Source organism: Bacillus sp. 5w2 (genome assembly GCF_054353775.1).
Genome location: NZ_JBTIWT010000016.1, coordinates 108282 through 129063 on the forward strand (window position 1 = coordinate 108282; position 20782 = coordinate 129063).

Here is a 20782-nt window from a genome sequence, read left to right on the forward strand (position 1 = left end):
TACGTATTGATATTGGGTTAACCCAAGAACTTACACTTAATGTAATACAAAGAAAAGTGGGGGAAATGTTATGGGAAGTTTACGATTACTTATAGAAAATAAAAAAAGAAACCTGGAACTAAGAAATATTTGTTTATATTCAATCGCAAAAACAGTATCAATATTCGGTACCTCTATGTATAGTTTCGCATTAAGTCTATATGTTTTACAAATAACTGGATCAGCGTTAAATTTCGCGATAACACTCATATTAGGAACAATTCCAATGATTGTTATGAATCCATTTGCCGGTGTAATTGCTGATAAGGTTAATAAAAAGAAACTCGTCGTTTGTATGGATGTACTAAGTGGCTGCTTATTAATAGCTGTTTATATATTAAGTAGCCATTATGGATTAAACTTATTCATTATTTATACTACTACCTTTCTTATGACGGTATTTACAACCTTTTTTGGAATAGGATTAGAAGCTGCAAAACCCAATATCGTCTCTAAAGAAAGGCTTATGAGTATTAATTCTATAAGTAAAATTATCGATTCTGTATCTTTAATTCTTGGCCCTATGTTAGGTGGCATCGTTTTTTCAGTATTTGATATTAAAACTTTTATAATTATAAACGGTATTTCATTTCTTCTTTCAGGGATAGTATTACTATTTATTCAATTTAAATTGTTCGAGTACAACATAAATGAGGAAATTTCAAAAAGAGGAGTAAATTTTATTAAAGATATAAAAGAGGGGTTTTCTTACTTACTTAAAAAGGATAGCTTAAAGAATACGTTTCATATTTTAATTTCGTTTAATTTCTTCTTAGGCTTCGCTGTAACTGTTCCATTTCCATACATTATTAACACAGTACTCAATCTTAGTTCTAAGCAATTTGGTATCATTCAAGGGACTTTTCCAGTAGGGATGATAATTGGTGCAATTGTAGTAAAAAAGATAACTGATCGTCTTTCTTACTCTTATCTTTTGAAAAAGCTAAGTTCTATGTTGGCAGTTATTATGATTATTTCAGGGATTCCAGTTTTATTCAAAAGCTTTGAAGTGAATGATTTTGTATTCGTGATTACGTATTGTGTTGTTATGATTTTTTTAGGGCTTATTATAGCGTTAATTGATATTCCTTTAATTTATTTCATGCAAAAAGAGATTCCTGATGAATATAGGGGCAGAGTGCTTAGTATTGGATTAAGCTTAGGTAAAATGATGCAACCAATAGCACTTGCAATATCAGGTCTATTATTAAATTATATCCCATCCTACATCATTCCAATTGTAGGTGGATTCTTATATTTAATAGTAATTAAAGTTTCATCAAATCGTTTCACGTTAGAAGTTCATTCGAAAGATTATAGTGCTTCGTAGAATCTTAGGTTATTTATAGAATGGATATTTCTACATCTTTCAAGCTGAGAAAAGCAAATAATATAAAACGAAAAAATGGACTGATTTCCTATGGACAATGTTGAAGAGATTACGTATTCGTTTTAGGGGGCTAAATACAATAAGGAAATTTAACTTTATGGATTGCCCTTCCCCTTACAGGAAGCATTATATTTAAAATAATTAGTAACAGGAGGTGAGTGGTATGCTTTCAATTGGGGAGTTCTCAAAAATATCGCATCTTACAATGAAGACGCTGCGCTACTATGATGAAATTGGGCTTTTAAAACCTGATTTCATAGATGTTAAGAATGGCTATCGCTACTATAATATTTCCCAATTAGAAACAGCTTTATTGATTACACGATTAAAAACTTATTTATTTTCGTTGGAAGAAATTAAGGATATTTTAGCAAATTGGGAGAATACTGAGTTGCTTAATTCTAAAATGAAAACCAAACAAGAAATACTAACACAACAAATTACATTTTATTCTTCTTTATTAAAAAAATTAAAGTTTGATATTCAACAATTAGATGAAGAGGAAAGTATCATGGATTACTTAAATCATATTGAGATTAATCTTGTAAATCACTTAACCTATCATATAGTATCTCAGCGAAAACGAATAAATATCGCTGATTTTCTAACACACTTTAATGGGTTGTTTAGTAAAATTTTATTTGAAAATTTATCACCTATTGCAAAACCACTTGCTATATTCCATAGTTCAGAATATACATCTGAAAATTATGATGTAGAAATTTCGATTCCTCTTGCCGAGGCCACAAATAAAACAAAAGTGTTTCATCCCGGCCTTTGCGCAATGGCTATACTTAATGGATCTTACAATGAATTGCCTTCTATTCATACAAAGCTACATGTTTGGGTTAAAGAAAATAACTATAAACTGAATGGCGCTCCGTTTGAAGTTTATAAAACGAATCCTTATAGCACATCAGAGGAGAATAATCTCATAGAAGTATATTTTCCTATAAAATGAGTAAAGGAAGGGGCGTATAACAATGTATGGTATAAATCGGCCAACGATAAAAGAAAAGATCTTAATTGTAGTTGCTGAGATTATATACTTATTCATTGCATATTATTTACTTTTCATTATTTATTTCAAACCAGGTATTTCAATAGGGCTTTTTATAGCATTAATTATTACCGCTTTACGATTAACAGCTATGATGTTTATATGGTTGCCTAGAGGGATTGCATGGCAAGAAGCCATTATGAACAGTATTGCTTTTGGAATATATTATGTAGGTTTTCCAATCTTACTGATTACTAGTAATCAGGATCCAAACTTAACATTGCTTATTATAGGCTGGATATTGTTTTTAGGGGGAAGTATATTAAACACAGTTTCCGAGTTACTTAGAAAACCTTTTAAAGACAATCCTATAAATCAAGGTAAGCTATATACAGGCGGTTTATTTAAATATGCGATTCATATTAATTATCTTGGGGATTGCATTTGGGTGCTTGGTTTAGCATTAATCTCGAGCAATATTTTTAGTCTATTTATCCCGCTAGGCCTATTCTTAGTATTTGTTTTTGAATATATTCCAAAATCTGATGATTACTTACAAAACAAGTATGGGGAACAATTTACAGTGTATAAACAGAAAACAAAAAAACTAATACCGTTTATTTGGTAAATCAACTTCATAAATTATAAAAAAGCACAGGATCATCATCCTGCGCTTTTTTATCGTAATTCAGCTGTTTTTCTAATCACAATCTTATCAATATCATCTTCTTCATCACCGATAAATAAACCGCGTTCTTTTAAATAGGCCTCAAAATATAAATCTGCTTCTGCACGTTCATCATATGGTTTTATAGATAGAACGAAACCTAATTTGTTTTGTTCCTCTAAATGAGAAGTGGAGATGTAGGCCGGTACATTGTGGCGTAGAAAGAGTTCTTTAACTGGAATTATCATATCTTTCATTAATTTCGTTAACATACCCATTTCAAACTCGAAATTAAAGCGATCTATGCTACATAAATCAGCGAACACTACACCGATAAAACCTGTATTAAATACTTCTTGATATTCTGCTTCTTCGTTACTGTAAAAATTCTTTTCGATTAAATAATTTACAAAATAAGCAACACCGTCACTTTGTTCAAATGGTTTCGTTGAAAGAACAAAGCCGATTTTCTTTTGTTTATGTAAATACACACATGACATGTATGCTGATATGTTATGTTCTTTAAATAGAGAACTTGTTGCCCCAGAGAGACCATCTAGTACGTGATGAACAATTTGAAGTTTTTTACGAGCGAAATAATAGGATTTCTTTTGTAACTCCAATGTATCAATAAAGACAGAGCCGATAAAGCCTGTATTTGAAATAATAGGTGTTTGCTTTTTTCTTCCTCTGCGCTTTGCTTGAGCCATTGTAAAAAATCATCCCTTCATGTACAATTAAAATAAAAAGAACATTTGTTCGTATATTTATATTTTACTATTAAAACGCTCTAAAGTAAAGGGTTTTTGACGAAAAAACAACAAAAAAGACACCTATAAAAGGTGCCTTGAACGCGGTAGGGAAGAGGGTTCATCCCAACTATTTATATTATGATACAGAAACAATCTCTTCTGTATCTTCTACATCTAAATGACAGTCCATAGTACGAACATCTTGATCTTCATGACTTCCGAAATAAATAGTAATTTTCATATGTATCGCTCCTTTATTCTAGGAATACCTAAAATAATTACTAGTAATGTTAATATTTATTATATACCACTTTTTTCATTCCGACAACGTTATATCATTTTTAATTCTTTTAGGGCGCAAAGAGTGATGTATAGAGCTATTTTTATAGAAATAGGTACATTTCTTATATGTTATATTTAATATTGAAGGAATCGAATACGGATTTTTATGAAAGGAGCAAAATGAATGAGTTATAAACAGTTACTAATAGATAATTTTACATATAAAACCTCATATATTGCGCGGCAGGTACATGGAATGGATGTAAAAGAAACGAAGGATTACATTGCTGTCAATTGTGGTTTACCTGCAGATACATTTAATATCATTACTTTACTAAACAATGATTTAACGGAAGGCATTGAGAAACTATATAAAGTGGTAAACAACTATAATCAAAAGAAACTTCCAATGAGTGTTTGGTTTTGGGATGATAGGCATGAGCAGACTATAAAAAGCGAATTAATAAAACTTGGCTTAAAAGAAGCAGAACAAAATATCGCGATGGTAGCAGACTTAAGAACAATTCATCCAACAATAAACATGCCAGAAGGTTTTACGATACAAAAATCATCTTCTTCAGAACAAATTAAAAAGTTTGGGGAAACATTAGCTAATCTATTTGGTAAATCAGAGGAAGGTACACATGTACAAACGTTCTACAATCAAACCGCTTCTTTCGATTTATGGAATAGTGAAAATATGAAACTGTACTTAGGTCTTTATAAAAATGAAGTCGTATCGGTTGGTTCATTAATATGTACAATAGATAGTATTGGTATTTATGATATAGCAACTAAAGAAGAAATGAGAGGAAAAGGATTTGGCTCTACTATGTTTAATTACTTGTTGCAAGAAGCAAAAGAATTGAAAGTTTCTCAATGCGTATTACAAGCTTCACCTGACGGGATTAATATTTATAAAAAGACTGGTTTTCAATCTGTAGGACAAATGACTGTTTTTGAAAATCGACATTTAATTGAATAAATCATCCAAATTAAACTACTTTCATGTAGGAGTTAATACATCATTATGAAAAAGATATATATCGTTACAATCATTTGCACCTTTATAGTAATAGGTACTTTTGTTTTTCATAAAGTAAATGAACTTAAGTACACGAAAGCTATTAATCAATCCAATCATATAAAAAACATTGCACATAGAGGCGCTTCTGCGTATGCGCCGGAACATACATTACCAGCTTATACATTAGGACAACAATTAAAAGGAGATTATATAGAGATTGATCTTCAAATGACAAAAGACGGACATCTAGTAGCTATGCATGATGAAACAGTAAATCGCACTACAAATGGCACGGGGCTAGTTAAGGAACATACATTAGAAGAAATAAAGCAACTAAATGCAGGTTCTTTTTTCAATGAAAAGCATCCAAATTTAGCAAAGAAAGAATTTGAAGATGCTAAAGTTCCAACACTAGAAGAAATTATTGAAACGTTCGGGCATAATGCTAATTATTACATTGAAACAAAATCGCCAGATGAATATCCCGGTATGGAAGAAAAGCTATTAGAAATGATAAAGCACTACGAAATAAGTGATAAAGTTATTATTCAATCATTTAGTAAAGAAAGTCTGCAAAAAATTCATAGTTTAGATGTTAATATACCTCTAGTACAATTATTATCTTACAAAAAGGCAGTCCAATTAACTGAATTAGAAATAAAAAAGTATAAAACGTACTGCATCGGTCTTGGTATGAACTACAAATATATTGATTCAGCTTATGTAACGAAAATAAAGAAACATGGTTTAGAAGTCCATCCATTTACTGTAGATAATGAAGCAGATATGAAAAAGCTACTTTTATGGGGCGTTGATGGGATGTTTACGAACTACCCGGATCGTTTACATTCGTTATTACAATCTTAAACTATAATGGTGTAATTTATCACTGAACCAATAAAACAAGTACCCATAAGAATACAAAGATAGTTCGTGATCCAAATGGTAACATCATTGAATACATAGAGCCGATATTGAAATGAAATCCGAAAAAGAATCCAATATTTTTATTGGATTCTTTTTATTTAACTCTAAGTGACTAACTTAAAGCAATACGACCTTTAATTTATAAATAAAATATTACATTGAGTATGATTTTTCATAGTAATCATCAGAAAGTAACGAAAATGTAATGAATTTTAACTACGCTTTTTATATTTTTTTGATACACTGGCTACGAGAGGAATACCGATTAATGTAGGTAAAAACCAAAACCATATAGGTGGCAGTAAATTAATCAAAGGGATATGAATACCGACGTTTACTAAAAGTGCGGTTACCGCACCTATATAAGAACCTAACATACCTCTAATATGGTGATGGAGCCAATTTTTCCAACGTTTTTTTCGTGCAAGGTAGCCATAAATCGCAAATGCATAAGAGAAAATTGCTACATAAAATAAATATGCGATTTTATCCCAGTTAATAATGGATAATATAATTGCAGTAACGGTGATGACAACATAGGATGCATGATATATTTCACCCCATTCCGTATGTTTTCCTTTTTTCTTTTGAGCAACCATCGCTATAATACCGGTGAGTAAACATATTGTTCCAAATAATATGTGGATGGTTAAAAGAACGTTGAAAATGCTCATAATAATTCCTCCTTTTTTATTTTTATAGTATTGCAGAATAGGAGAAAAGTTGAAACGTATTCTTTATTCGCCTTAATATATTGAAATAAAGGTACTCCTAGAACAAATATAAACGGACAAATTTTTTTTGAACTTAGCGAGACACGTATTACGTGAAAAGAAGGAGAGACTTCCATGTTTACATCTATTTCATATTTACAATCTGGGAATGAGAAGCAACAAAAAGTGTATGATGTTTTGAATAAACTAAACATTATGGAGGATTTAACTTTGTATAGCCCGGTTCTTTGCGGGACAATTCCTATTAGAATTGATACTCTTCAATCTGACTTAGATATTGTAATGGAAGTACATAACTTTGATGTTTTTGAACAGGAAATGAGATCTTTATACGGTTCTTATAAAGGATTCAAAATAAAAAAGAAAAAAATTAAAACTACTGAATCGATAAAGGTAAATTTTGAATTTGAGGGTTTTGAATTTGAATTATTTGCTCAGCCTAAACCAGTGCGTAACCAAAATGCATATAGACATATGATAGTAGAGCACATGCTATTAATGCAGCATCCCCATATAAGGAGAGAAATTATTCGCTTAAAAGAGAACGGTTTAAAAACAGAACCTGCTTTTGCTCAAGTATTAAATATTGACGGAGATCCTTATGACGAACTTATTTTATTGGGACAGGAAATGAGATTGTGGTAAATAGGATACACAAAAACTCCTCTATAAATAAAAGAGGAGTTTTTGTTATGCCATTAGCTTACGTATTAATTCACTCAACAATTTAATCCCGTTAGTCATTTGTTCTAGAGAAGCATATCCATATGATAAACGAATGTATTGATCTGATTCTTCTTCATAGATTCGTCCTGGGTTTAAAAGAATTCCTTTTGATAGTGCCTCTGAAAATAATTTCTTCATCGGAATGCTAGGTACAATCTTTAGCCATATAAAAAATCCACCACTAGGAATATCCCAAGATGCAATGTCTGTACAATACTTATTTAATGATCGTATCATGATTTGTCTTCGTTCTTTTAGTTGAATTCTTACGTTCGCTACATGATCCTCATAAAAACCTTTATGTATCCATTCAGCAGCAACTCTTTGAGATAAAGAGCTAGATCCATAGTCTGTTTGCATTTTTATATCTGACAATCTATCAATTACAGGTTCTGGTCCAATAATCCATTCAATTCTAAGTCCTGGGCTAAGTGTTTTAGAAAGACTACCAACATATAATACATGTCCATGTTTATCTATCGACTTTAAAGGAGCTGGAGGTGGTTCATCAATCCATAACTCTCGGTAAATATCATCTTCAATTATAGGTAACTGTTCCTTTTCACATATTTTTATTATTTCTTTTCTTCGTTTTTGAGACATTAATATCCCCGTCTATATTAAATGCGTGTTAATAACTCGTTAGATAAAATACCGTGATGATCCATAGATATACCAGATAGATTTATATTTGCTGATTGAAATACATGAAGTGAATATCTATGTAAAAGACCAATTGATATTAATTGTAGTGCTTGTAATGCACAAGAGACGATTAATATAGAACTGGCTGATGCATGTATTCCAAATGATTTTACGTATTTACTTATTGCTTCACGTAACGGTAAAAAACCTTGTTGTTCTTCGTATCCAAAATAATCTAATTCGTCACTTACACTTTTCATAATGGACTGCATAGTTTCTAGCGGAAAAGTTGTTAGTAATATTCATATAAAATTGTATAGTTTAATTATATTTTCACATATACATAATTAACATCATCTATTTTCCTTATGAAAGGGCGGGATTTCTTGGAAAAAGTATTATTTTTCGGAGACCCAGGTATTGATGACTCGTTCGCCATTATGTATGGTTTATTGCATCCCGAAATTGAAATTGTCGGTATTGTAACCGGATATGGAAATGTTGAACATATACATGCTGCGCATAATGCAGCGTATATTTTACAGTTAGCAAATAGACAAGACATTCCTGTAATTAGCGGGGCAACAAAACCACTTACAGAAGAAATTACAGCATATTATCCTGAAATTCATGGACCAGAAGGATTAGGTCCTATTCATGTGCCAGAAAGTGTATTGTCTATCCCGATATACAATTTTGGTAGTATTGCTTCGATTCTTGTAAAGTACGGAAAGGATTTAACAATTGTCGATGTAGGCAGATCTACTTCGTTAGCGATTGCTTTTAATTTATGGAATGATTTAATGCTGAATGTAAAAGGAATCTATTTCATGGGTGGTGTCTTTTTAGAAGTAGGTAACGTTACGCCATTAGCAGAGGCAAATGTGTATGGAGATCCTATAGCAAGTAAAATTATTTTTCAGCAAGCAAAGAATTTATTTATATTCCCTTTGAATGTAACAAATAAAGCTGCGTTAACTCCAAATGTATTTAACTATATCCAAGCTAATTCAAAGAATCCATTTCATACGATAATGAAACCGATGTATGATTACTATTTATCTGCATACCAAAAACTTAATCCATCTATCGAAGGGCCTTTGCTACATGATGTGGTTGCTATAAGTGGATTAGTTAACCCAAGTTTTTTTAAATTTGCGCATCGTACAGTGAATGTAGATACATTCGGAGATACGAAAGGACAAACATTTGCTGATTTTCGCCCTAGCTCTTTATCTGAAGGAGCCCGTATAGCTTTAGAGATAGATGAACAAAAATTCATTCAAGACTTTATAAAAATCATGTTATAAGTTGTTGTCGAAAAAGGAAGTTATTTCACTGTGTAGAATATAAAAACATATATTCTCTGTATAAAGGAGCTTACAATATTGAATGTCCAGTTAAAGGTTGTTACGAGAGAAAATTGGGAAGATGCATTAAAGTTACAAGTTAAAAAAGATCAAAGAAAATTTGTCCCGATTGTAGCAGTTTCACTTGCTAAAGTGTATATAAAACCAGATGGTGACAATGTGGAGTACATACCATTTGCGATTTACGACGGCAATCTAATAGTTGGTTTTATTATGCATGCTGTTGTAAGAGAGACAACTGATATGTATTGGATAAACGGTTTTATTATCGATCAAAAGCAGCAAGGTAATGGTTATGGAAAAGCGGCGTTGCAAGAAAGTATTTATTTAATAAAAAATACATGTAAGGCGTGTAAAGAAATTAGATTAACAGTACATAAAGATAATATCTCTGCAAAGAAACTATATGAACAGTACGGTTTTCAACCATTGGGATATGATTATGATGGAGAGCAAGTATATCGTTTATTCGTTTAAATATTATGAAGTAAAGGTGTGAAAGGAAAGATGCAATTTTCGGAAGTGAAAATCGAAGTGTTTATTCCTGAAGGATACATTGAGATATTACGGAATGAGCTAAATAGAATTGGAGCTTGCAAAACAGGGAAATATGACCATTGTCTTTCCTATAGTTCCGTGAAAGGATATTGGAGACCATTAGACGATGCATCACCTTTTAATGGAGAAATAGGTCAAATATGCGAAGGGCAAGAATGTAAAATTGAAATAAAATGTAAACGAGACCTTGTAAAGGCTGCACTTGAAGTGATTAACGAAATTCACCCGTATGAAACACCTATGATTTATATTATCCCTATATTAAATGACTTTTTTAATTAAATATAAAAAAATGACTAGGAGGAATAACAATTGAAAAATAAATTTCATCATATTGTACGAGCTGTTATGATTAAGGATAAAAAATTGTTAGTGGCTGAATATATTGGCCAGCATTATTTTTTACCTGGTGGTCATGTTGAAGTTGGCGAATCAGCTGAGAATGCATTAATAAGAGAAATACGAGAAGAACTCGGAGTAAACTGCAGTATAAAACAATTTTTAGGTGTCATAGAAAACCAATGGGAAGACCGAGAAGTCCTTCATCATGAAATCAATCACATTTTTGAAGTAGATTCTTTAGATTTACATATTGATTTCATACCAAAATCTAAAGAGTCTCACTTAGCGTTTCACTGGATAGATTATAATCAAGAAGCTTTAAATATGTATAAAATCATGCCAGTGCCTTCAGTTAAAGAGTTGCTAGAAAGAAAATTAAGTGATGAACTACTAAACTGTTGGATTAGTAATTTTTAAACCTTTCTATTAATTGTAAATACGTCCATCGAAAGATAATAAAGAAAATAGGCTAAAAAACAAGGTACATCACCTAGTGTAAGTTCATATTTTGTTGATGTACGTATTTAGTCTATAGTCTTGTTTCTACTTTGTTTACAAAGATATATGAAATTTAACATTTGGACGGAATTTATTTTTATAAATGGAGGGTTTCGTAATGAATCAGTTTCAACAAGAACTACAATCATTAAACCTAAATGATTATAACTCGGGTAATGTTGTGTATTGGGATCAACTACAACAAAATCAATATCCATATTACTACATTCAAGATGATGCACGTCGTTGCGGAGGATGCGGTGGTTGCGGAGGACGCTGTGGTGGATGTGGCGGCGGAAGATGCGGAGGTTGTGCAGGACGTTGCGGCGGATGTGTAGGCTGCGCTGGATGTTTCAGCTGCTTTAATTGCTGGAACTGGTGGGTTATTTAAGTATAGAAAATCAATAATATTTCATATGAAAGAAAGGTGTAAATACTCTTTTATACTTTTCTTTCATGCTGTAATTTTTTATTCGTGTTAAGGGGGATTTATTTGTATACATACGATAAATTGATTTCTTGGGTAGAAAATATAAAAGAAGAAAATCATAGTTCTGCAACAGCACTGTGCATTATAAAAGATAATAAAATCGTACTAGAGCATTATAGTGGCCATCATTCAAATACATCTACAAGTAAAAAAGTAACAGCACCTTCACAATTCAACGTTGCTTCTGCGAGAAAAAGTTATTTAGGTTTAATGGTAGCATATGCACTTTACGAGGGGAAAATAAACTCTATTGATGATGAAGCGATAAAGTATTTTAAAAACTTTGATCCTGTATTACTTGGTAAAACAACGATAAGACATTTAGTAACCCATTCGCACGGTTTAGGAGAAACGCATGACGGGACAGTTTTTCGTGAATTTGAACCTGGACAAGCTTGGGCGTATAGAGATATTAACGTAAGAATGATTACACGTCTTATTTATCAGCTCTATAACAAAAGTTTTTCTGAATTGTTAAAGGAGCGTGTATTTGACCTAGTTAACTTCCAAGAAACAGCTTGGAGAATTCAGCAAGATGAAAATTTAGTTAAAGTTATTGATAATCCAAATGAAGACGCGATTAGTGAAATTGGTATGGTAGATGATGGTACTGAAAAAAATCTATTTGTTTCTGCTAGAGAATTTGCTTATTGGGGTAACCTTCATTTAAATAAGGGAATGTTAAACGGTAAACAAATTGTACCAAAAGAAGTGATAGAAATTGCTACAAGCTTGCAGAGTCCGACGTATAAAAATAATGAGCTACCCCAAAACGGATTGTTTTGGTTCGTTCAAAATGAACCTGCACAACTAAGTGAACTTGGTGAACGAGTTCCAAAAGGAGCATATCAAATATTAGGAATTACAGGACCGACTCTTTTAGTAATACCTGAATATAATGTAGTTGTTGCGAAAATGTATAATAAAAGATATAACTACGGCGGTGATAATTATTTATATTATTTACGTGAATTTAGCAATTTAGTCGCTGATACATTTCGTAACAGTAATAGGGCATAATTACTCCTATAATGGAAAGGAGTGAAAGAAAATGAAAGATAAAATAAATAAAAACAAAAAGCAAAATATTAAAGATGTAAATACAGAACAAAATGCAATTTATAGCGATCCAAAAGATGCAGCTAATATGCAAACGGTACCGCAGCCGAAGGATTTTGATGAAATTGAATACTAATTTTTCGTTTATCCGACTATATAATGAATGAAAAATACATCTTAAGTCCCATCACATGAAAGAAATCTTTTGATATCATATATACATAAGCATTTGAAAATGTCTTATCTTAACAAAACAAAGCTTTCTTTAAGTAAATCTAATATAACCTGCAAAAAGACACTTCATAATGGAGTGTCTTTTTGTGTATATGAACTTAATTACCATTTTTCGTATAGTATCTTGTGTTTTACGATGGTTATACTAACTGTGAAAATCCATGTCAAGATAAAAGAAGGGGACAGTTAGTATGAAACAAACTTCTATAAATCCATTACTAATTGTTTTAGGTACAATTATTGTTCAAATTGGCCTTGGAACAATTTATACATGGAGTTTATTTAATCAACCCCTTGTAAGTAAGTTTGGATGGAACCTCAATGCCGTTGCGATAACTTTCTCCATAACAAGCTTTTCTTTATCATTTTCAACCTTATTCGCAGGTAAGCTACAGCAAAAATTAGGACTTCGTAAACTTATCGCTACTGCAGGTATTGTTTTGGGACTCGGTTTAATACTTAGTTCACAAGTTTCTTCCTTACCATTATTATATTTATTAGCTGGTGTGATTGTTGGTTATGCAGATGGAACTGCTTATATTACATCACTATCTAATTTAATTAAATGGTTTCCAAATCGGAAAGGACTTATTTCTGGTATATCTGTTTCTGCATATGGAATGGGCAGCTTAATCTTTAGATATATAAACGGAAGTCTTATCGATAGTCTTGGGGTATCACAAGCATTTTTATATTGGGGGATTATCGTGTTACTTTTAGTATTAACCGGATCGTTCTTCTTACGGGAAGCTGTTGTAAGTAACACCGTAACTGAGACATTACACAATGACTATACACCTCGTGAAATGATACGAACGAAACAAGTATATCTCTTGTTTTTCATGTTATTCACATCATGTATGGGGGGACTGTATTTAATCGGTATGGTAAAAGATATCGGAGTACAGCTCGTTGGACTTAGCGCAGCAACTGCCGCTAACGCCGTTGCAATGATTGCAATCTTTAATACAGTAGGTAGAATCATTCTTGGAACGTTATCAGATAAAATTGGCCGAATGAAAATTGTCTCTGCGACGTTTGTTATTATTGGATTGTCAGTCTTTACTTTAAGTTTTATCCCACTAAATTACGGCATTTATTTCGCTTGTGTAGCAAGTGTCGCCTTTTGCTTCGGCGGTAATATCACTATATTCCCAGCTATTGTCGGTGATTTCTTCGGCTTGAAAAATCATAGTACAAATTACGGAATTGTTTACCAAGGTTTCGGATTTGGTGCGCTTGCAGGATCATTCATCGGAGCACTACTTGGTGGATTTCAACCGACCTTTATTATAATCGGTGTTTTAAGCGTTATTTCCTTCATTATTTCGATATTAATTCGTCCACCAAAAGCAGAGAAGAAAAAGGAAATAAAACATTTACATCGGAAAATAGCTTAATTTTAAAAAGAGTCCTCATAAAGGACTCTTTTTATATTACAAAACATTTGATTTTCCCTTTTTAGTCATTGTATAGGAAGTAAAGAGTTACTATACAGCGTATAAAAGTCTTATTACAGATGAAATGTAGTAGGGCTTTTCTTTATTTTAGTGAAATGAAACAGTGCCCTATGATTATTAAGTTAGACAGGATATTACGATTATTAAATTGAATAGATACCATAAAAGGAGTGTGCTATTTAAAATGAAAATAGTAAAACAATGGGTCCAGGAAGATAGTGATTACATAAGAGAAAAAGTAATTGAATATAACCAAAAACATATTTCAGATGAAGATAAAAAGCCTTCAGAAAAAATTAGTTTTATAGTGAAAAATGAAAAGGAAGACATAGTAGGCGGAATAACTGCAATTACATTTTGGCACCACGTACATGTTGATTTCCTATGGGTTTCTGAAGAACATAGACACGAAGGCTACGGAAGCAGGTTAATAAAACTTATTGAAGAATTTGCAATTGAAACAGATTGTGGGCTAATCAATTTAGATACTTTTAGCTTTCAGGCACCTAATTTTTATAAAAAGCATGGATATAAAGTGATTGGAGTAAGTGAAGACCACCCTAAAGGGCACAATCGATACTATTTAGAAAAAAGGTTATAAAGTATATAGAATCTAAAAATGAATGAATTATAGCAAAAAAAGAGCGTACGTTAAATGACCACTTTCAAAATACGCTCTTTTTTATATAGTAATGAAGGATTATCGATTATTAACTTTGCTAAGAGCGGATAAATGAAATACTCAATTAACTTTTTTATATTTTAAAACGATTAAATGGTAGAATGTAACAAAGACAGAAAATTCCTGTTATTAGAGGTGGACTTAGATGAAAAAAGTAAATGTTACATATGCAATTTTATACGATAAAGCAAATGAAAAGATCTTAATGGTCAAAAACAAAGGGAAGAGTGGTTCTTATTACACGCTACCAGGTGGCGCGGTTAAATTGGGAGAAACGTTAGAAGAGGCAGTAATTCGGGAAGTGAAAGAAGAAACCGGGCTACATATAACTGTAAACGGTATTTGTTACATCAGCGAAGCTTTTTTCGAAGAGAGAGGTCATCATGCAATTTTCTTTAATTTTTTAGGTGAAATAATTGGCGGAGAGACAAATATATCAAGGCCAAAAGAAATTGAAGAGATTACTTGGATGGAATTACATAGAGCAGCACCATATTTACGTATACCAGAACATTTACTAAATAGATTACAAAGGAAAGAAACAGTACCTTACTTTTTTAATGGAACAATCGTTCATCAATCTTCATAAAATTATCATTTCATGTAAGGCGGGGAAAGAATGGAGTTTATCGTTAATCACAAACATTTCACTCAAGCACTTTCAGAAGTAAGTAAAGCTATATCTACTAAAGCTATTATCCCTATATTATCCGGCATAAAAATAACTGCGGATCAATCTGGAATTACTTTAATCGCAAGTAACTCAAATATTTTTATCGAAAAATTCCTTGCTGTTTCAATTGAAGACGAAAAAATTGTAACTATTTTAAAAGCAGGAACTATTGTCGTACCTGCAAAGTATTTCATTGAAATAATAAAGAAAATGCCAAGTGATATAGTAATAAAGAGTAAGAATGACCAAATAATTACGATACAGTCAGAAGAAATCACATTAAACTTAAATGGACTTCCAGCATACGAGTTTCCGAATGTACCACTTATAGACGATCATGCAAAAATACAAGTGGAAACAGAAAGCTTGATTGAGGTGTTTAAACAAACTGTCTTTGCAGTAGCTAAAAATGAATCAAGACCTGTTCTTACTGGCGTTCATTTAGAGTTAGATCATAATAAATTAATTTGTGTAGCAACTGATTCACATAGACTTGCTATACGTGAAACGATAATATCTACAGATGTGAAAGCAAGTTGTATCGTACCAAGTGCAACTATTAGTGAACTTTTAAAATTAATGAGCAGTACTTCCGAAGTCGTATACATCTATCTTTCAGAAAGTCACATTATTTTTACATTCGGCACAACTACATTATATTCAAGACTAATTGAAGGGAAATATCCTAGTATATCTAGTTTAATTCCAAATGATTTTCAGACAGTCATTAACATAGATAGAAAAAAGATTTTACAAGGTGTAGATCGATCAAACTTATTAGCAAGTGAATGGGCAAATAACAATGTAAACTTAGAAATCATAAACGAATCAACAATTAAAATTTCTTCTAACGCTTCTCAGATTGGAAAAATATCCGAGACACAACAGATAGATACGATTCAAGGTGAAAAACAATTAAACATAACTTTTGATGGACGATTTATGATGGATGCTTTAAAGGCGATAAAAGAAGAAACGGTTACTTTAAGTTTCAGCGGTTCTATGAGACCGATATTAATTGAAGCAGGGAAACAATCTGCAGCAGTACATCTTATATCTCCAGTAAGAGCTTATTAATAACAAAGGAAGGAATTACATGATGTACAAGCATACTTTATGTTTTATAAAAAGAAATGAAGAGATACTTATGTTAAATAGAGAATATGACCCTGTAAAAGGATTGTGGAATGGGGTAGGAGGAAAGATAGAAAAGGGAGAAACACCTTTAGAAAATGCAATTCGTGAAATAAAAGAAGAGACTAATATAGAAGTTACGCATGACAATATTCAGTTTAAAGGTATTATTAAATGGGAGGATTCTTCATATTCTGGCGGTATGTATGTTTATCTAGTAGAGCTACATAATGAATTTGCATATCTAACTCCCAAAAAAGTCTCAGAAGGAATTCTAGATTGGAAAGAGATTTCTTGGATTCTAAGTGATTATAATTACGGCGTAGGAGAGATGATACCAAATTTTTTATCTGAAGTACTCCTCAATGAATTAATATTAGAACACAACTTTGTTTTATCTAATCATAAATTAATAGATTATAGGAATGAAGAATTGGCTAAGCAGGACAGTTCTATAGATAATATAATTCAATTATAAAAAGCAGGAAAGCGAATATAGTGATATAAACTTAAATACAGAAAAAAGAGCGAATCACTTATAGAAAGGTGCGCTCTTTTTTTATTTATAATTAAATTTCTCTCCACCAGGCTGATGAAGGATAGTCTGTAGATTTCAACGTAATAGATTCACCGATTTGAGGTGTTGCAATATTAACTCCTAAACGATTTGCTTCTTTTGTCACACGTTCAATAGGATCACTCCATTCATGTAATGCTAATGTAAAAGCACCCCAATGAATCGGAAGAAGGAGTTCTCCTTTCACGTCAATATGAGCTTGTACCGTCTCTTCTGGCAACATATGAATAGCAGACCATCTCGGATCATATTGTCCGCATTCCATCAATGTAAGATCGAATGGACCGTATTTATCACCAATTTCCTTAAAGTGAGGAGCATAGCCGCTATCACCACTAAAGAAGACTTTAGTCTCTTGACCAAGAATAAGCCATGAACACCATAAAGAACAATCTCTATCTGTCATACTTCGTCCTGAGAAATGCCTTGCAGGTGCACATACTAACTTAATATTATCAAACATAATTTCATCCCACCAATTATGCTCACTAATTTTACTAGGTGAAAGACCCCATTTAATTAAATATTGCGCAACTCCAGTTGGAACATAAAAGTGCTTTGCACGATCTTTTAACTGCATAATACTCTTGTAATTCATATGGTCATAGTGATTATGAGAAATGATAATCGCATCAATTTCTTGAAAATCTTCACGTTCTAAAGAAAAAGCACCACTATAACGTTTACTATTAAACACAGGAAATGGGGAAGATGCATCTCCAAACATCGGGTCTAACAACAATTTTTTACCTTCTATTTTTAAAAGAGAAGCAGAATGGCCAAACCAGGTAACACTCTCTAAAGACTCATTAGTTTTATCCGATAAAACAATAGGTAAATTCTTTACAGGACGCAGCTTTGTTTTCATTTTAAAGTAATCAGTCATTAAACCTATAATATCTTTCGGTTTAAAACTTACATCAGTATGAATTTGATTTATATATTTCTTTTTCATTCGTTCTCCTTTTTACGTTTAACAATATACGTATGTTGTTATTGTAGCTACTTGTAGTTTAAACGAAATCTTTTTACCTTTCACCTTAAATGCAGTACTTTTCATAAATTTGTCAAATTCATTATTCTTATATATAAAATATAAACCATACAGCAGCAGATAAATCCAATATAAAGTAAATGTAAATTGTTTTATTTTAGTAAATTCCTTCTTATACGCAACAAAGAACGTATGTTTCGTCGTATGTTATTGAAGTAAATACGGCTCTAAAAAATAAAAGGAAGGAGAGTTAATAAATGCATGCAGATAGAAAAAAGAAATCAAAATGTAAACTATCAAAATCTGAAATAACTCAGCTATATACAGAAGGGACGAGCACTTCAGAAATCGCTATACTTGCTAATGTGTCTGCTAGGTATATTCGTATGGTTTTAACAGACAATAACGTTCCAAGGCGCGCTATAGGGAGTTGGAAGAGAAAGTATGACATAACAGAAGATTATTTTAAAACGTGGTCAAATAACATGGCTTATATATTAGGGTTTATAGCAGCAGATGGTGTCATACAAAAAGAAAATCAATGCGTCAGTATATCACAAAAAGAAAGTTACATTTTAGAAGATATAAAAAAAGAATTAAACACCAACCAGCTACTATATCAAAATAAAAATACAGGCGTATATATGCTAAACATTAATAGCAAAACAATAAAAGATGACCTAATGAACATACACGGAATTATGCCATGTAAATCATTAAATATCAAATTTCCATTCGTGCCTGAAGAATATTTACATCATTTTGTTCGTGGATATTTTGATGGGGATGGTTACGTCAAGTATGAGACTTATACAGTAAGCTTTGTAGGAGGATCATATAATTTTATGAATTCTTTAAATCAGGTACTACAAAATCACAATTTACCAACCGATTTACTAAATCAAAATAAACATTATCGCGTCATTTTAACCGGGAGAAAATCAATACAACTATTTTCAAATTGGATTTATAAAGACAAAGATATTTATTTGCATAGAAAATATGAAGAATTTCAAAAAGAGAGTCTAAGTATAGATCAATTACAAGATCGGAAACTAAAACAAACTCAAACTGCTGTTAAACAAAGAAAACAAAATTTCCTTAAAGATTATATGAAAAATAAATGTAATGCTACAGCTTGTTCTAATTTAAAAATAAGCGAATCAACTTTTAAACGTTGGTTAAAAAAAGATAATCAATTTAAAAAAGACTACGAAAGAATTCATTCATTATAAAAATGCAAGAAACCTTAGTATATCTATGCTAAGGTTTTTAATTTGAGATTCTTAGAGGATACTTATTTTCGTTTATAGAACTTAATAAATACATAGATTTTACAATGAATTCACTAGTAAGGGAGGGAATATGAAATGCTCACTAATAATAGTCCAGAGAATATATTACATACAGCTTATGAAGCAAAAATGATTTCGTCTGGAGATAATTCGCCATCTATAAAAATAAAAGGGACGAAACTTCAATATTTACTTATAATGTTTCATCTTGGTTTTGAGTCAAATGTTATAAAAACGATGCTAAGTTGGACGAAAGGGGAATTTGAAGAGCACGTTAATTCATTAGAAGTAGAGGGACTGTTGAAAAAAACAGGAGGGAGGTACTATCCAACATGTATGGTTATAACGGCTTGTGAAGGAAAAACCCTTTATAACCTTTGTGAACCTCTAATTAAACCAACACTTAAGATCATTGAAAATTATTCAAGTCAAATTGAAGCTATTTCAAAAAGAATCGATACGTTTAATCATGTATCTAAAGAATCGTATAGTCTTTTACTATATAGTGGTGTGTTATTAGATTTTGGACAAATAAATTACATTGAAGAAAATTATTTAAAAAAGAAACTTTATTGTCTTAAATATAATTTATATAAAAACATAAGTATCAATAACTTATAAAACAACTAAAACACACAATTAGCCAAACAATCCATCACATATTAGTAACTCGATGAAAAAGGGGAGCATAACCACCTAAACTAAAATTTAATAAGTTTATTATTTTTAATTAGTTAACATAATATATATTATAGGTAGTTATAGAAACAAAGCGATATCAGGTATCAAAAACCAAGTAAACTATACTTAATGAGACGAAACGGAGATTTTTAGTGAGATTTGCATAAAATTTTATCTAGACGTATTTCTACAGTTTTTATCGTTTGTTTTGCTATACAATCATCACAGCAAATCTTAATCGATTATTGATTAAGATGTAACGAATCCAAATCATTTTTGATCAGCAAGAAATTTTTATGTGGGAAAAATTATTTCTATACAAAATATAAATTAGTAATTTTATTTTATGTGTTACTTTATAAATTTATTGCTATCTACACATGTTTTTACAACTTTACTTTATTTATAGTTATTTCTGTTATTTACGCTTGACTTTTATTACACTTGCCGTTCTCCATTCTAGTTAACATAACGCTTATTTTTAACATAAAAAAATCTTCCCTCACCTTCAGGAAGATTTTTTAGCTTGCTAGTATTTCATTTATA

The 20782-nt window shown here is 31.4% G+C and carries 22 protein-coding genes and 2 pseudogenes; 20 read left to right on the forward strand and 4 right to left on the reverse strand.

Translation table 11 applies throughout. The features are described from left to right. Window positions 1–70 precede the first annotated feature (70 nt). The 3 genes from ACXY7N_RS22630 (at window position 71) to ACXY7N_RS22640 (ending at window position 3057) form a co-directional block, all read left to right on the forward strand. Window positions 71–1369: an MFS transporter gene (locus tag ACXY7N_RS22630; RefSeq protein WP_016134615.1), complete on the forward strand. Its 1299-nt coding sequence runs from the start codon at window positions 71–73 to the stop codon at window positions 1367–1369. Between the two features lie 223 nt (window positions 1370–1592). Next, on the forward strand, window positions 1593–2390 hold the full coding sequence (locus tag ACXY7N_RS22635) for a MerR family transcriptional regulator (RefSeq protein ID WP_016134616.1): 798 nt from the start codon (window positions 1593–1595) through the stop codon (window positions 2388–2390). A 22-nt stretch (window positions 2391–2412) separates the two neighbouring features. After that, a complete protein-coding gene (locus tag ACXY7N_RS22640) occupies window positions 2413–3057 on the forward strand; it encodes a methyltransferase family protein (RefSeq protein ID WP_016134617.1) in 645 nt (214 codons plus the stop codon). Window positions 3058–3107: 50 nt separating this feature from the next. On the opposite strand, the gene ACXY7N_RS22645 is transcribed toward ACXY7N_RS22640, so the two are convergent. Next, the gene (locus ACXY7N_RS22645) at window positions 3108–3806 is read right to left on the reverse strand and encodes a hypothetical protein (protein WP_016087672.1); all 699 of its coding nucleotides are present in this window, start codon (window positions 3804–3806) and stop codon (window positions 3108–3110) included. Between the two features lie 508 nt (window positions 3807–4314). Between ACXY7N_RS22645 and ACXY7N_RS22650 the strand changes: the two genes are divergently transcribed. Together ACXY7N_RS22650 and ACXY7N_RS22655 are read left to right on the forward strand one after the other, a co-directional pair. Further along, entirely contained in the window at window positions 4315–5115 is an 801-nt protein-coding gene (locus tag ACXY7N_RS22650; protein ID WP_016134618.1) for a GNAT family N-acetyltransferase, read from the forward strand. 45 nt (window positions 5116–5160) lie between these two features. After that, window positions 5161–6024, forward strand: coding sequence for a glycerophosphodiester phosphodiesterase (locus tag ACXY7N_RS22655; protein ID WP_098486500.1), 864 nt, complete (start codon window positions 5161–5163; stop codon window positions 6022–6024). A 272-nt stretch (window positions 6025–6296) separates the two neighbouring features. Here ACXY7N_RS22655 and ACXY7N_RS22660 read toward each other — a convergent pair whose 3' ends face one another. Continuing rightward, window positions 6297–6758, reverse strand: coding sequence for a DUF2306 domain-containing protein (locus ACXY7N_RS22660; RefSeq protein WP_016087669.1), 462 nt, complete (start codon window positions 6756–6758; stop codon window positions 6297–6299). Window positions 6759–6932: 174 nt separating this feature from the next. Here ACXY7N_RS22660 and ACXY7N_RS22665 point away from each other — a divergent pair, with 174 nt between their 5' ends. Then, complete coding sequence (locus ACXY7N_RS22665) at window positions 6933–7463, forward strand: DUF4269 domain-containing protein (RefSeq protein ID WP_016087668.1); 531 nt, start codon at window positions 6933–6935, stop codon at window positions 7461–7463. 45 nt (window positions 7464–7508) lie between these two features. On the opposite strand, the pseudogene ACXY7N_RS22670 reads toward ACXY7N_RS22665, so the two are convergent. Then, window positions 7509–8476 (reverse strand): annotated as a pseudogene (locus ACXY7N_RS22670) (aminotransferase-like domain-containing protein); the annotation flags it as partial. Window positions 8477–8575: 99 nt separating this feature from the next. Between ACXY7N_RS22670 and ACXY7N_RS22675 the strand changes: the two are divergent. The 12 genes from ACXY7N_RS22675 (at window position 8576) to ACXY7N_RS22730 (ending at window position 17167) form a co-directional block, all read left to right on the forward strand. Then, window positions 8576–9499 (forward strand): nucleoside hydrolase, encoded by a 924-nt coding sequence (locus ACXY7N_RS22675; RefSeq protein WP_016087665.1) that lies wholly within the window; start codon window positions 8576–8578, stop codon window positions 9497–9499. 78 nt (window positions 9500–9577) lie between these two features. Beyond that, window positions 9578–10036, forward strand: coding sequence for a GNAT family N-acetyltransferase (locus ACXY7N_RS22680; protein ID WP_016087664.1), 459 nt, complete (start codon window positions 9578–9580; stop codon window positions 10034–10036). A gap of 30 nt (window positions 10037–10066) precedes the next feature. After that, window positions 10067–10399, forward strand: coding sequence for a divalent cation tolerance protein CutA (gene cutA / locus ACXY7N_RS22685; protein ID WP_098486499.1), 333 nt, complete (start codon window positions 10067–10069; stop codon window positions 10397–10399). Between the two features lie 30 nt (window positions 10400–10429). After that, on the forward strand, window positions 10430–10876 hold the full coding sequence (locus tag ACXY7N_RS22690; protein WP_016087662.1) for an NUDIX domain-containing protein: 447 nt from the start codon (window positions 10430–10432) through the stop codon (window positions 10874–10876). A gap of 199 nt (window positions 10877–11075) precedes the next feature. Continuing rightward, a complete protein-coding gene (locus tag ACXY7N_RS22695) occupies window positions 11076–11348 on the forward strand; it encodes a heterocycloanthracin/sonorensin family bacteriocin (RefSeq protein WP_016087661.1) in 273 nt (90 codons plus the stop codon). Window positions 11349–11450: 102 nt separating this feature from the next. Further along, the gene (locus ACXY7N_RS22700; RefSeq protein ID WP_098486498.1) at window positions 11451–12467 is read left to right on the forward strand and encodes a serine hydrolase domain-containing protein; all 1017 of its coding nucleotides are present in this window, start codon (window positions 11451–11453) and stop codon (window positions 12465–12467) included. A gap of 31 nt (window positions 12468–12498) precedes the next feature. Next, the gene (locus ACXY7N_RS22705) at window positions 12499–12642 is read left to right on the forward strand and encodes a hypothetical protein (RefSeq protein ID WP_000653324.1); all 144 of its coding nucleotides are present in this window, start codon (window positions 12499–12501) and stop codon (window positions 12640–12642) included. 289 nt (window positions 12643–12931) lie between these two features. After that, window positions 12932–14140 (forward strand): L-lactate MFS transporter, encoded by a 1209-nt coding sequence (locus ACXY7N_RS22710; RefSeq protein WP_016087659.1) that lies wholly within the window; start codon window positions 12932–12934, stop codon window positions 14138–14140. Between the two features lie 244 nt (window positions 14141–14384). Beyond that, entirely contained in the window at window positions 14385–14801 is a 417-nt protein-coding gene (locus ACXY7N_RS22715; protein ID WP_016087658.1) for a GNAT family N-acetyltransferase, read from the forward strand. Window positions 14802–15027: 226 nt separating this feature from the next. Then, a complete protein-coding gene (locus ACXY7N_RS22720) occupies window positions 15028–15471 on the forward strand; it encodes an NUDIX hydrolase (protein ID WP_016087657.1) in 444 nt (147 codons plus the stop codon). Window positions 15472–15501: 30 nt separating this feature from the next. Then, the gene (gene dnaN / locus ACXY7N_RS22725) at window positions 15502–16632 is read left to right on the forward strand and encodes a DNA polymerase III subunit beta (RefSeq protein WP_016134621.1); all 1131 of its coding nucleotides are present in this window, start codon (window positions 15502–15504) and stop codon (window positions 16630–16632) included. A gap of 22 nt (window positions 16633–16654) precedes the next feature. Continuing rightward, window positions 16655–17167, forward strand: coding sequence for an NUDIX hydrolase (locus ACXY7N_RS22730; RefSeq protein WP_033659844.1), 513 nt, complete (start codon window positions 16655–16657; stop codon window positions 17165–17167). Between the two features lie 91 nt (window positions 17168–17258). Here ACXY7N_RS22730 and ACXY7N_RS22735 read toward each other — a convergent pair whose 3' ends face one another. After that, window positions 17259–18221 (reverse strand): MBL fold metallo-hydrolase, encoded by a 963-nt coding sequence (locus ACXY7N_RS22735; protein ID WP_016134623.1) that lies wholly within the window; start codon window positions 18219–18221, stop codon window positions 17259–17261. A gap of 296 nt (window positions 18222–18517) precedes the next feature. On the opposite strand from ACXY7N_RS22735, the gene ACXY7N_RS22740 reads away from it, so the two are divergent. Both ACXY7N_RS22740 and ACXY7N_RS22745 read left to right on the forward strand, forming a co-directional pair. Further along, complete coding sequence (locus tag ACXY7N_RS22740; RefSeq protein ID WP_016134624.1) at window positions 18518–19495, forward strand: LAGLIDADG family homing endonuclease; 978 nt, start codon at window positions 18518–18520, stop codon at window positions 19493–19495. A 135-nt stretch (window positions 19496–19630) separates the two neighbouring features. Continuing rightward, window positions 19631–20122, forward strand: a pseudogene (locus tag ACXY7N_RS22745) (hypothetical protein); the annotation flags it as partial. Window positions 20123–20782: the final 660 nt, after the last annotated feature.

Coding starts and splice junctions, on each gene's coding strand:
- ACXY7N_RS22630 (WP_016134615.1), top strand. CDS start 71: ATGGGAAGTTTACGATTACTTATAGAAAATAAAAAAAGAAACCTGGAA.
- ACXY7N_RS22650 (WP_016134618.1), top strand. CDS start 4,315: ATGAGTTATAAACAGTTACTAATAGATAATTTTACATATAAAACCTCA.
- cutA (WP_098486499.1), top strand. CDS start 10,067: ATGCAATTTTCGGAAGTGAAAATCGAAGTGTTTATTCCTGAAGGATAC.
- ACXY7N_RS22645 (WP_016087672.1), bottom strand. CDS start 3,806: ATGGCTCAAGCAAAGCGCAGAGGAAGAAAAAAGCAAACACCTATTATT.
- ACXY7N_RS22635 (WP_016134616.1), top strand. CDS start 1,593: ATGCTTTCAATTGGGGAGTTCTCAAAAATATCGCATCTTACAATGAAG.
- ACXY7N_RS22735 (WP_016134623.1), bottom strand. CDS start 18,221: ATGAAAAAGAAATATATAAATCAAATTCATACTGATGTAAGTTTTAAA.
- dnaN (WP_016134621.1), top strand. CDS start 15,502: ATGGAGTTTATCGTTAATCACAAACATTTCACTCAAGCACTTTCAGAA.
- ACXY7N_RS22660 (WP_016087669.1), bottom strand. CDS start 6,758: ATGAGCATTTTCAACGTTCTTTTAACCATCCACATATTATTTGGAACA.
- ACXY7N_RS22720 (WP_016087657.1), top strand. CDS start 15,028: ATGAAAAAAGTAAATGTTACATATGCAATTTTATACGATAAAGCAAAT.
- ACXY7N_RS22655 (WP_098486500.1), top strand. CDS start 5,161: ATGAAAAAGATATATATCGTTACAATCATTTGCACCTTTATAGTAATA.
- ACXY7N_RS22715 (WP_016087658.1), top strand. CDS start 14,385: ATGAAAATAGTAAAACAATGGGTCCAGGAAGATAGTGATTACATAAGA.
- ACXY7N_RS22740 (WP_016134624.1), top strand. CDS start 18,518: ATGCATGCAGATAGAAAAAAGAAATCAAAATGTAAACTATCAAAATCT.
- ACXY7N_RS22730 (WP_033659844.1), top strand. CDS start 16,655: ATGTACAAGCATACTTTATGTTTTATAAAAAGAAATGAAGAGATACTT.
- ACXY7N_RS22640 (WP_016134617.1), top strand. CDS start 2,413: ATGTATGGTATAAATCGGCCAACGATAAAAGAAAAGATCTTAATTGTA.
- ACXY7N_RS22705 (WP_000653324.1), top strand. CDS start 12,499: ATGAAAGATAAAATAAATAAAAACAAAAAGCAAAATATTAAAGATGTA.
- ACXY7N_RS22665 (WP_016087668.1), top strand. CDS start 6,933: ATGTTTACATCTATTTCATATTTACAATCTGGGAATGAGAAGCAACAA.
- ACXY7N_RS22695 (WP_016087661.1), top strand. CDS start 11,076: ATGAATCAGTTTCAACAAGAACTACAATCATTAAACCTAAATGATTAT.
- ACXY7N_RS22710 (WP_016087659.1), top strand. CDS start 12,932: ATGAAACAAACTTCTATAAATCCATTACTAATTGTTTTAGGTACAATT.